Raw genomic sequence first — 11048 nt, forward strand, 5'->3', positions numbered from 1 at the left:
AAAGGACGCCACCATCGCCAAGATCCTGGCGAAGGAGGGCGACTCGCTCGCTGTCGATGCCGTGATCATGGAATTCGTGTGAGGCGCATGAAATCCTCGCGAGGAGCCCATGGGCGAGCATCTTGTTCGAATTCTGAGAGTTCCGCTTGCGGAAGTCCCTAGAATGCCCTGTGCCGCAACTTGGGGTGCTTCCGGTCGGCCGATCAATGGTGACACCGCGGAATTCAACTCGGATCTGCACGCCGATTATCTTGAAGCCGGCTTTGCTGAACGCCTGTCGAGCTTGAGCAAAGCACATCGCGATATCCTGTCGCTGACAGCGCGAGGTTATCTCAACAAGGAAATCGCCTGGTTCCGAGGTTCCTCCGAAGCGACCATCAAAGCGCAGCAGCAGGAAATTCTGAGACGATTAGGATTGCGCTCCCGCACGCAGGCGGCAGTCCAGTACGCGATCTATCGCGAGCGATTGCGCGGTACGACGGGGCAATCGGCTGAGATGCGCTCGCGCCCCGGTTTCCCAAGCTTCAAACCTGGCCCATGACCTCGGGCAACGTGCCGGAATGGCCAACGCCACGAAGACAGAATGCGACGATGGATTTCGCGTGGGCTTCGCGGTCAGCATCAGTTCGGCTGCCATCGAGCGCCAAAGGGCCGACTAGGCCTTCGAAAAGCGATCCTACGATGCATGCTGCCGATGCCTGAGCATCTTGCGCGGGAAACTCCTCTGCCCGAATGCCCTGGTCAATCACCGTCTCGAAGACGCGCGCCAGCTTGCGGCGATAGGTTAGGCGCGCAGTTTCGATCTCTGGTTCAACAGGCTCCGCCACCAAGGCATGCGCGAGACGGTACCCCCTCAGCGCGCGGCTCGCGAAGATCCACGCCGCGGCCCAAAGACGCTCGGCAGCTGATCCATCGCTCACGGTCATTCCGGCTGCGGCGTCCACCTCGCGTTGGGACACGATGCCGACGACCTCGACCATGAGCTCGGCCTTCGACGAAAAGTTTCGATAGAGCGTCGCGAGGGCGACGCCAGCCTCCTCGGCCACCGCATTCATCTGGGCCTCTCTGAAGCCCACCCTGGTCACGAGCTCGCGAGCGGCACGCAGGATGGCGAGGCGCTTCTCGTTGGCGGCAGGCCCGCTCCGGCGTTTTCGTCCGGCCTGGTTCGGAAGACTCATCCCGGAGTCGTCGCTCGGTTCAGCATCGAAGTCCCTGCCCTCAGGAGCCGCTACACCCGCGTTTCTACCGGCAGTTTCCTGCATAAGCCAACCTCTCGGCAAAAAAGCGATCTTGGGTGGCGGCAAGCGAGGTAGGTGCTTGACAAATGTAGAATTAAGATTCTACTGATTTGCAATCGAGTGAACATAAAGACCGCAAAAATGCGGAATGCGGCTGAAAGCTGTGAATTTGGGAGAGAATCATGATTATCATTTCATCGGTTTGAATCGACGTCAGGATGGGGCTTCCCGGTCGGGAGGCTGCCGACGCGCGCGATCGCCCACGCTCCGTCGATTGGGCGCTTCAACAAAAATGAAGATCACCGGGAGTGTCCGAGATGGCAGTCAATTACGCGTCAGCGCTCGTGCGCGTGAAGGAACTCGTCGAGCTTTACAGCGCACCTGATTTGAGCGTGGCGGCGCAGCTTTGTGACAGCAGGCCGAGCGACGCTATCGCGTACAAGGTCATCTCGGGCGATCTCACGTCTTTCGATTTGACTTACGGGGATTTGCGCCGGCGCTCCGAGCAGTTCGCCGCCTCACTCCACGACCTTGGTGTCCGGCCCGGGGACCGCGTGGCGACGCTGATGGGCAAGAGCGTCGAATACCTCGTCACGCTCATGGGAATCTGGAGGCTCGGCGCCGTTCACGTACCGATTTTCACCGCCTTCGCCCCGCCGGCCATCGCGTTCAGGCTCAAGGGCAGTGAAGCAAAATTCGTGGTTTGCGACGAGTCGCAGCAGGCGAAGCTGGCGCCCGGTGAGGATATTCCCTCTCCATCTCCGTGGAAGATCATCACGACAGCGCCGGTGGAAATCGCCCCGGAGGGAGCGCTTCAGTTCTGGCAGGTTCTCGAAGCTTCACGCCCGGGTTTCAAAGCGGCAGCGCTGGGTGGTGATGCTCCGATCGTCCAGATCTTCACTTCAGGCACGACAGGCACGCCCAAGGGCGTCGCCGTGCCAGCCAGGGCCCTGGCCGGTTTCCAAGTATACGCCGAATACGGGCTAGGGCTCACAAGCGACGATCTCTACTGGTGCGCTGCGGATCCTGGTTGGGCCTATGGGCTGTATTTCGGCATCCTCGGGTCGTTCACGACCGGAGTGCCCAGCCTGCTGTTGCAGGCAAATTTCGACCCCGCCACCACCTTCGGAGTGCTGGCCAGGTTCGGTGTCACGAACTTCACGGCGGCGCCGACGGTCTATCGATCGCTTCGCGCTTACACCGGCAGCGTACCGTCGATCACCCAGCTGCGTTGCGCTTCCAGCGCCGGCGAGCCCCTTACCCCTGAGGTCAATGAATGGGCCAGCGGCGTCTTGGGCGTACCCGTCCATGACCACTTCGGTCAGACCGAGGCGGGCATGCTGCTCAACAACCATCACCATCCCGATCTCGCCTGCGACCTCAAGCCCGGATCGATGGGCATACCGCTGCCCGGTTGGTCCGCTCTCGTCTTGAAGGAGCGCGATGGCGAGCCCGCCGAGATCGGCGAACTCGGCCGCGTCGCAATCGAGCTGAAGGACAGTCCCCTCGCCTGGTTCAGTGGCTATCTGAACGACCCCAAGAAGAGCGCCGAAAAGTTCGCCGGAAATGGGCGCTGGTACCTGACCGGCGATGCCGGTCGGCGAGACGAGGACGGGTACTACTTCTTTTCGTCGCGCGACGACGACGTGATCATTATGGCCGGCTATCGGATCGGGCCCTTCGAAATCGAGTCCGTCATCGTGACCCATCCGGCGGTGACCGAATGCGCCGTCATTGCCGTGCCGGATCCGACGCGCGGGGAGGTCCTAGAGGCCTATGTTGTCCTCAAGAGCGGCGAGACGCCGTCCCCCGAGCTGACCAGGAATATCCAGAGCTGGGTCAAGGTGAAGTACGCGGCGCATGCATATCCGCGAGCCATTCACTACGTCGATACGCTGCCAAAGACGGCGAGCGGCAAAATCCAACGGTTCGTCCTGCGGCAGGAACGCCGAGCTCAACTGGCCACTGCCGCGGAGTGAACGGGCGTGCTGGAGAACCGACTTGCCGTTCGTTCGCAACCGGAGACGGACACACCTCACCCAGCGGAGGCGTGCGAGACCCGGCTGTCAGTCCTCGAGGCCGTCGAAGGACGTCGATCGATTCGTCGGTTTCTTCCTGAGCCCGTTTCTCAGGAGACCATCGCCAGGATCTTGGCTGCTGCGGCCAGAGCGCCTTCGGGAACCAATTTCCAGCCCTGGCACGTGCATGTCGTCGTTGGCGAGACTCGCGATCGCCTGTCGCGCGCGGTGATCGCAGCCGCCGAAGCTGGCGATCGATCCGACGAGTATGCCTACGCACCTGTGCCGCTACCGGAACCCTATCTCTCGCGTCGCCGAGAGGTCGGATACGCCTTGTATCGTCTCTACGGCATCGAGCGCACCGACTACGAGAGCCGGAAACGGGCGATGCTCCGGAACTTCGAGTTCTTCGGCGCTCCCATGGGCCTGTTCTTCACCATGGAGAAGAGCCTGCTCCACGGCTCGTGGCTCGACTGCGGCATGTTCATGCAGAACGTCATGGTGCTGGCCCGCGCATTCGGCCTGGAGACGTGCCCGCAGCAAGCCTGGTGTGAGTACGGGCGCGTCGTCCACGAGCAGCTCGGCATTCCCGACACCCATGTCGTGCTGTCCGGAATGGCCATCGGCAAGTCCGATCCGAGCGCTCCCGAGAACTCCCTGATCAGCGAGCGCGTCGACGTCGCCCAGTTCACCCGGTTCCACGAGTGACGGCACCGGCTCTCCAGGAGGCTTTATCATGACCATTGATGGTGCCGTTTTTCTCGTAACCGGCGCGAGCTCCGGTCTCGGAGAGACGGTGGCGCGCGCGCTTGTTGCCAGAGGCGCTCAGGTCGTTGCGGTTGATGTAAACGCCGAGGCTGGCGAGGCCGTGGCAAGAGACCTTGGAGCCAACGCGAAGTTCGTTCGCACCGACGTCACGAAAATTGAAGACGCCGCCAACGCGGTGAGCGAAACGCTGGCGAGGTTCGGACGGCTGAATGGGCTTGTGAATTGCGCCGGCGTCGCGCCGGGAGAGCGGATCCTCTCGAAGAGTGGTCCTCATCGCCTGGAGAGTTTCGCTCGGGCGGTCGAGATCAACGTCGTCGGCACCTTCAATATGCTGCGCCTCGCCGCAGAGGCGATAGCGAAGAATGAGCCGGCCGGGGCTGACGGAGAGCGCGGAGTCATCATCAACACCGCGTCCATCGCTGCGTTCGATGGGCAGATCGGACAGGCTGCCTACGCCGCCTCGAAGGGAGCGGTGGCAGCGCTTACGCTTCCAGCGGCCCGAGAGCTCGCGCAATTCGGAATCAGGGTGGTGACGATTGCCCCCGGCATCTTCCAGACGCCGATGATGGCCGCGATTCCGGAACCGGTCCAGGCTGCGCTGGGAGCAACCGTACCGTTTCCCAAACGTCTTGGCCGGCCGAGCGAATACGCAGCCCTGGTCGCGCACATCTGTGAAAACCCAATGCTCAACGGCGAGGTCATCCGCCTCGACGGAGCACTGCGCATGGCGCCTCGGTAGTCCGTCCCTCCAAGCGAAAGCGGGTTCGATGTCCAAAGATCCGATCGTCATCGTCGGTGCCGCCAGGACGCCGATGGGCGCCTTCCAGGGCTGCCTCAGTAACGTTAGTGCAGCCGAACTCGGCGCGCATGCCATTGCCGCCGCGGTCACCCGATCCGGGCTCGGGCCAGATTGCGTCGAGGAGACGATCTTCGGCTGTGTGCTGACAGCTGGGCAAGGTCAGGCTCCCGCTCGCCAAGCCGCCATAGGGGCAAGCATCCCGGTCGGCGCAGGCGCGACGACGGTGAACAAGATGTGCGGGTCCGGCATGAAGGCAGCCATGCTGGCGACCGACCTGCTGGTGGCGGGAAGCGTAGACGTCGCTGTCGCCGGTGGGATGGAGAGCATGAGCAATGCTCCCTATCTGCTCGATCGCGCGCGCTCCGGCTATCGCATGGGGCACGGACGGATCGTCGATCACATGTTCATGGATGGCCTCGAAGACGCCTATGAGAAGGGCAGTCTGATGGGCGTCTTCGCCGAGCAGTGTGCCGAAGAGTTTCAGTTCAGCCGCGAGCTTCAGGATGAATATGCGATCCGATCGCTGTCGCGCGCCCAATCGGCGATAAACGAGGGTCGCTTCGCCGCTGAAATCGCCCCGATCACCGTGGCGCAGAAGCAGGCTGGCCCGCAGGTCGTCTCGGTCGATGAACAGCCTGGGAAGGCTCGCATCGAGAAGATTCCCACATTGCGCCCGGCATTTCGCCCCGGAGGCACTGTCACCGCTGCCAATTCCTCCTCGATTTCGGACGGCGCGGCTGCATTGGTCCTCATGCGTCGGTCCGAGGCGGAAAGGCGCGGGCTTACGCCGCTGGCCGCGATCGCAGGACACGCGACCCATGGCGACGCACCCAATCGCTTCCCGACCGCGCCAATACAGGCCACACGCACTCTCATGGAGAAAGTCGGTTGGCGCATCGACGACGTCGACCTTTTCGAGATCAATGAGGCTTTCGCGGTCGTGCCAATGGCCGCCATGCGCGAGCTCGGATTGCAGGCGGAGCGCGTGAACGTCAACGGCGGCGCCTGTGCTCTTGGACATCCCATCGGCGCTTCCGGCGCACGGATCATAGTCACCCTTCTATCTGCCCTGCAGGAGGCGAAGCTGACCCGCGGTATCGCCTCGGTCTGCATCGGCGGCGGCGAAGCCACGGCGATCGCCATCGAGATTTGCCATTAGGGGCCGCAAGGCCGCGGAAGCGGTAGACGAAAAGCAAAATCAAAGAGCGTCATACAGAAATTGGCGTCGACACACCTTAATTCTGGGAGGAAATCGCGTGACTACATTGGAAGCAGTAGCGGAAAATCAAAAAATATCTGCGAGAGATAGGCGAGTTATCGTCGCCGCGTCTCTTGGAACGGTGTTTGAGTTCTATGATTTCTTTCTGATCGGTCTCCTGGCTTCCGAGATCGCGAAAGCGTTCTTCTCTGGTGTCAACCCGACCGCAGGGTTCATTTTCACGCTACTCGGCTTTGCCGCGGGCTTCATGCTGCGCCCGTTCGGAGCTCTTGTTTTCGGCCGCCTTGGCGACATGGTGGGTCGGAAATACACCTTCCTCATCACAATCCTGCTGATGGGTCTTTCGACCTTCGTCATCGGCCTTCTCCCAGCCTATGCCACGATAGGCATGGCGGCGCCCATCCTGTTCATCTCGATGCGCATGTTGCAGGGCCTGGCGCTTGGCGGTGAGTTCGGCGGCGCCATGATCTACGTGGCCGAGCACGCGCCGTCGGGGAGGCGCGCCGCCTGGACGGCTTACGTCATTCTGACGGCTGCGCTGGGCTTCTTGCTCGCTGTCGCCGTTATTATTCCCCTGCGACTGTCGATCGGCGCCGACGCCTTCACCAACTGGGGCTGGCGCGTCCCCTTCTTGGTCTCGATCGCGCTCCTCGGCGTTTCCTTGTGGATCCGGCTGAAGCTGGACGAATCTCCTGAGTTCAAGCGCATGAAGGCCGAAGGCAAGGCATCCAAGGCGCCTCTCGCCGAGGCCTTCGGCAGCTGGAAAAACGCGCGTTACATCATCATCGGCGCGCTGTGCATCCTGCCAGCCCAGGCCGTAATTTGGTATACGGGACAGTTCTATTCCCTGTTCTTCCTGACCAAAGTCCTTCGAATCGAAGCGCTGACCGCCAACACCTTGTTGATCGTCGCGACGGTGATCACAGTCCCGCTATACGTCGTCTTCGGAAGCCTTTCGGATCGTTTCGGCCGAAAGCCCGTCTACCTGGCGGGTTACCTGCTAGCGGCAGCGCTTACGGTCCCGATTTTTCAGGGCCTCACCCACTTCGGCAATCCGGCGCTGGAGCGCGCGCAGCAGAATCACCCGATCTCGATCGTAGCCAATAGCAACGACTGCTCGCTCCAGTTCAATCCGCTGGGAACGTCGAAGTTTACTTCGTCGTGCGACGTGGTGAGCGACTCCCTGGCGAAGCTGGGACTGAACTACTCGACCGTCAAATCGGGCGATGCAGGCGTTGCTCAGGTCCGGGTCGGTGACAAAACCATCATTGGTTATCTGGGCGATGCCTCCGACGCCGCCGCACAGAAGGCGCGTTTCGACAAGGAATTGGCAGCGACGCTGACCGAAAAACTATATCCTCTCGGCAATGCCGCTGCCGGAGATATCAACGCACCGGTGATTGTGCTGCTGCTCTCGCTCCTGCTGACATTTGGCGCAATGACGTTTGCGCCGACGACGACCTCGCTGATGGAGATGTTTCCCTCGCGGATCCGCTACACTGCGATGTCGTTTCCGTACCATATGAGTGCGGCTTGGTTCGGCGGGTTCTTGCCGGCGACCGCCTTCACGATTGTGGCGGCCACGGGCAACATTTACTCCGGTCTCTATTATCCGGCCGGTATTGCGGCAGCATGCTTTGTGCTTAGCCTGATTTTCGCACGCGAGACCTATAAGGTCGATCTGTCCCGCGCGTAACGAAGGCATTGTCTGCGAGCGCGCGCGTTAGCCCGAGCGAACGCGCGCGCTCCCACTCGGATCGGCGATCTCCTCGACAAGATGGCGCAGTTCGATACAGAACTCCCGTGAGGCGGCGGTCGGCTGAGCGCCCGCAGCCAGGACGAGCCGTCCGACAATGCGCTCTTCAGGGCGCAAGGGAACAAATTTGAGAGCGTGGCTTGTCGGGCTGTAGAGAATACTCAGCCTGTCCAGCAAGGCGATGCCTGCCTGTGCCTCGACCAAGGCACAAGCAACGCTCGACTGGGTAACCTCCGCCGCAGGTCGCAACAGGCGATCCTGCTCGGCGAAGAGCCGGTGCGCGAGCGCGCCTAAAGGCAAGCTCCGGTTGAGGCAAATCATCCGCTCAGCTGCGATGTCATCGATCGAGACCGTGTCACGACCAGCGAGACGATGCCCCCTCGGCATGACGCACCCAAATTGCGACGTGCACAAATCCTCGATGAGGATCCCGGACACGGCGGCTGTCTCGATCAGAAGCCCGATCTCGCTTCGAAAGTTGGCAACGCGCTGGGCTACTTCGCGAGCGGTCAGGGTTTCGATGACAACCTCGACTTCCGGCTTTCGGCTTTGCAACCTGGCGACGGCGCGCGGCAGGATCGAGTTTGCGAAGGCTGCGATTGACGCAATCCGCAAGGCTCCCGAACGCCCCTCCTTGATGTCTTTGGCTCGGCGGCTGACCGCCTCGACCGCCGAGACAGCCTGCATGATTTCGCCGTAAAGCATCTCGGCCTCACGCGTCGGAAAGACGCGCTGCTTCTCCCGGTGAAACAGTGCGATCCCCAGCCGCTGCTCGATCTGTTGGAGCGTTCGGCTCACCGCTGGCTGCGAAACATTCAGCGCCGAGGCAGCCGCCGTGACCGTGCCCTTCTCGATGACCGTTCGCAGCACGAGCAACTCTCGAACATCGAGCATCATAACCCAGCCGCATGAAATCAGGTTGTCATTGTATTGGAGCGCATGAGCTAGCCGGGTCAAGCTTCACCGGTGTCCCAGGCTTGATGGAAAGCACATGAAAGTTGTCGAGATCCGCGGGCACCATGTCGGTTTCGAACCCTCGCCGCCGATCGGCAATGCGCGGACAATGATCCGGCGGCGCGAGTTTCTCTTGTTGGAGCTCATCGCGGACACCGGTGAAAGCGGGTGGGGAGAGGTCTTCTCATCGCCAGACGCCGCGGCCGCGCTCGTCAGCGCTCGATTGGCGCCGCTCGTCCTGGGCCAGTCGCCGGCAAGGTTTCGCGCGATCTGGGAGCGAATGATCGGAACGCTCGGCTACGACAGACGCGGCCCGGGCATGATGGCGATCTCGGCCGTCGACATGGCCTTATGCGACCTCGCTGCTCGCGAACGTGGCTTGAGCGTATCGGCATTGCTGGGCGGTTCGCTGCGCGACCGTGTCTTCGCGTATGGAAGCGGCCCCTTCATCACCGAGGCTGCGGACCCTTACGGTCATTATTCGGCGGAGGCCGATCGCTGCCTTGAGATGGGGTACCGCGCCATGAAGCCAAGAGCCGGTGTCTCCCCGCGCGCTGACGGCAAGATGGCTGCGGCCATGCGAAAGCAGGTCGGGCCGGAGATCGGCCTGATGGTCGATATCAATCAGGCCTATACCGCTCAGGCGGCCATCGCTTCTGCGCGCGAAATGGCGGAAGCAGGTCTGCTTTGGATCGAGGAGCCCGTCGAGCCCGAAGACATCCCTGGCTACGCGGCCGTTGCCAGATCGGCGCCAATCGCGGTCGCGGGGGGCGAGGCCTTGGCCAGTGCCGCGGCATTCCGCGACTTCCTGGTAGCCAATACACTATCGATCCTCCAGCCGGATCTCACTGTGTGTGGCGGCTACACCGGCTTTCTGAGAATCGCCGCACTCGCTGCCGCGTTTGATCTGCCTGTTATGCCGCATGTGTTCGGCACCATCGTCAATCACCAGGCAGCGCTGCAGGTTGCCGCACTCTTGCCGAGCAAGCGCGGCGGCGGTCCGGCGGCGTACCCTTATGTCGAGGTCGATGTCTCCAGCAATCCGCTGCTCCACCTCCAGGGCGAAATCAAACCAAACGCCGACGGCATGCTGAGCGTGCCCGATGCTCCGGGAACGGGGCTCGTTTTCAAGGAAGAGCAATTGGAGCCCTGGCGGCGAGAGATCTGGCGCTGCAGCTAAGCGGCGCGGCAACAAAAAGGATCGGGGAGGGTCGAATGATGATTTCGAGACGCGATTTCGCCGCTGGCCTCACGGCAGTCCTGACGATATCCGCAGGCCGGGGTCTCGCGGCGGATTGGCCCAGCCGCACGATCACCTTCGTGGTCCCGTTTCCAGCCGGCGGAAGCACGGACGTCGTCGCCCGCCTTTTCGCAGAGCGCTACGCCGAGACCCTGAAGCAAGCGGTCGTCGTAGAAAATCGGCCGGGCGCGAACGGGAACGTTGCGGCCGCAGCCGTCGCGAAGGCCCCCAATGACGGCTACACGATCCTGGTATCCGGCAACGGCCAGAACGCGATGAACCATTCGCTGTATGCGCGGATGTCCTACGACTCCACCAAGGATTTTGCGCATATCTGCCTACTGGCTTCCACGCCGAACGCGATCATTGTGCCGAGCAGCTCCGAGATCAAAACGCTCGCCGACCTACTTCGCAGAGCGCAGGAAGCTGGAGACGGGCTCTCCTTTGCGAGCCCCGGCGTGGGTTCGTCGGGGCATCTCTCGTTAGCGATGCTCGAAGGAGTTGCGAAAGTTAAGGTCCGACACGTTCCGTACCGCGGAGCGGCGCCTCTCGTGACCGACGTGCTCGGGGGGCACGTTCAAGTTGGAATTGTGAACGTCGATATTCCCTTCGGCCACGTGACAGATGGCAAATTGCGCGTCCTGGCCGTGACGAGCGCCAAGAGAAGCGCCCTGTACCCTGACGCTCCTACAGTTGCCGAGAGCGGCTTCCCGGGCTTTGAAGCGCAGGGCTGGTTCGGGCTGTCCGCTCCGGCCGGCACCCCAGAGCCGATCGTCACAAAGCTCAATGCTCTCGCAAACGACTTTCTGCGAGAGGAGAAGATGAAAAAGCGCTTTGAGGCTGGAGGGTATCTCGCGGGGGGTGGCAGCCCCCGGGACTACGCCAGCTTTATCGGCGCCGAGATCAAAAAATGGGGCGAGGTTGTGAGGTCCAGTGGGGTTTCGCTGGAATAAGAGGCAAAGAGAATCGTCGGTGCAGCGCTGGCGTTCAGGCGGCCAGGAAGGCCTTGGCCTTCCTCAGGAAGGCGTCGTGATGCTGGAAGATGCCGCCATGCCC

General features: G+C 62.0%; 10 protein-coding genes. 8 read left to right on the forward strand and 2 right to left on the reverse strand.

Annotation, left to right across the window (positions count from 1 at the left end; genetic code table 11):
• Nucleotides 1-109 precede the first annotated feature (109 nt).
• Nucleotides 110-541 (forward strand): helix-turn-helix domain-containing protein, encoded by a 432-nt coding sequence (locus AB6806_RS28795; protein WP_142023501.1) that lies wholly within the window; start codon nt 110-112, stop codon nt 539-541.
• Here the strand turns inward: AB6806_RS28795 and AB6806_RS28800 are convergent.
• Entirely contained in the window at nt 525-1178 is a 654-nt protein-coding gene (locus tag AB6806_RS28800; RefSeq protein WP_142023502.1) for a TetR/AcrR family transcriptional regulator, read from the reverse strand. The two genes, AB6806_RS28795 and AB6806_RS28800, sit on opposite strands and share 17 nt — an antisense overlap.
• 377 nt (nt 1179-1555) lie before the next feature.
• Between AB6806_RS28800 and AB6806_RS28805 the strand changes: the two genes are divergently transcribed.
• The 5 genes from AB6806_RS28805 (at nt 1556) to AB6806_RS28825 (ending at nt 7738) form a co-directional block, all read left to right on the forward strand.
• Nucleotides 1556-3217 (forward strand): AMP-binding protein, encoded by a 1662-nt coding sequence (locus AB6806_RS28805; protein ID WP_370956361.1) that lies wholly within the window; start codon nt 1556-1558, stop codon nt 3215-3217.
• 84 nt (nt 3218-3301) lie between these two features.
• The gene (locus AB6806_RS28810; RefSeq protein WP_142023510.1) at nt 3302-3964 is read left to right on the forward strand and encodes a nitroreductase; all 663 of its coding nucleotides are present in this window, start codon (nt 3302-3304) and stop codon (nt 3962-3964) included.
• 28 nt (nt 3965-3992) lie between these two features.
• Nucleotides 3993-4763 carry an SDR family NAD(P)-dependent oxidoreductase gene (locus AB6806_RS28815; protein ID WP_142023504.1) on the forward strand — a complete coding sequence of 257 codons (771 nt, stop codon included), beginning with the start codon at nt 3993-3995 and terminating at the stop codon, nt 4761-4763.
• Between the two features lie 28 nt (nt 4764-4791).
• Nucleotides 4792-5982, forward strand: a complete 1191-nt coding sequence (locus AB6806_RS28820) for an acetyl-CoA C-acyltransferase (protein ID WP_142023505.1) — start codon at nt 4792-4794, stop codon at nt 5980-5982.
• Nucleotides 5983-6079: 97 nt separating this feature from the next.
• Entirely contained in the window at nt 6080-7738 is a 1659-nt protein-coding gene (locus tag AB6806_RS28825; RefSeq protein WP_142023506.1) for an MFS transporter, read from the forward strand.
• Nucleotides 7739-7765: 27 nt separating this feature from the next.
• Here AB6806_RS28825 and AB6806_RS28830 read toward each other — a convergent pair whose 3' ends face one another.
• Nucleotides 7766-8695, reverse strand: a complete 930-nt coding sequence (locus AB6806_RS28830) for a LysR family transcriptional regulator (RefSeq protein ID WP_142023507.1) — start codon at nt 8693-8695, stop codon at nt 7766-7768.
• 94 nt (nt 8696-8789) lie between these two features.
• Here AB6806_RS28830 and AB6806_RS28835 point away from each other — a divergent pair, with 94 nt between their 5' ends.
• Together AB6806_RS28835 and AB6806_RS28840 are read left to right on the forward strand one after the other, a co-directional pair.
• Nucleotides 8790-9932, forward strand: a complete 1143-nt coding sequence (locus tag AB6806_RS28835) for a mandelate racemase/muconate lactonizing enzyme family protein (RefSeq protein ID WP_142023508.1) — start codon at nt 8790-8792, stop codon at nt 9930-9932.
• A gap of 35 nt (nt 9933-9967) precedes the next feature.
• Nucleotides 9968-10945 carry a Bug family tripartite tricarboxylate transporter substrate binding protein gene (locus AB6806_RS28840; protein WP_142023509.1) on the forward strand — a complete coding sequence of 326 codons (978 nt, stop codon included), beginning with the start codon at nt 9968-9970 and terminating at the stop codon, nt 10943-10945.
• The last annotated feature ends 103 nt before the right edge of the window (nt 10946-11048 follow it).

It is taken from the genome of Allobosea sp. RCC_152_1 (assembly GCF_041360765.1).
Taxonomy (GTDB): Bacteria; Pseudomonadota; Alphaproteobacteria; order Rhizobiales; family Beijerinckiaceae; genus Allobosea; species Allobosea spartocytisi.

Coding starts and splice junctions, on each gene's coding strand:
- AB6806_RS28795 (WP_142023501.1), top strand. CDS start 110: ATGGGCGAGCATCTTGTTCGAATTCTGAGAGTTCCGCTTGCGGAAGTC.
- AB6806_RS28830 (WP_142023507.1), bottom strand. CDS start 8,695: ATGATGCTCGATGTTCGAGAGTTGCTCGTGCTGCGAACGGTCATCGAG.
- AB6806_RS28815 (WP_142023504.1), top strand. CDS start 3,993: ATGACCATTGATGGTGCCGTTTTTCTCGTAACCGGCGCGAGCTCCGGT.
- AB6806_RS28835 (WP_142023508.1), top strand. CDS start 8,790: ATGAAAGTTGTCGAGATCCGCGGGCACCATGTCGGTTTCGAACCCTCG.
- AB6806_RS28840 (WP_142023509.1), top strand. CDS start 9,968: ATGATGATTTCGAGACGCGATTTCGCCGCTGGCCTCACGGCAGTCCTG.
- AB6806_RS28820 (WP_142023505.1), top strand. CDS start 4,792: ATGTCCAAAGATCCGATCGTCATCGTCGGTGCCGCCAGGACGCCGATG.
- AB6806_RS28805 (WP_370956361.1), top strand. CDS start 1,556: ATGGCAGTCAATTACGCGTCAGCGCTCGTGCGCGTGAAGGAACTCGTC.
- AB6806_RS28800 (WP_142023502.1), bottom strand. CDS start 1,178: ATGAGTCTTCCGAACCAGGCCGGACGAAAACGCCGGAGCGGGCCTGCC.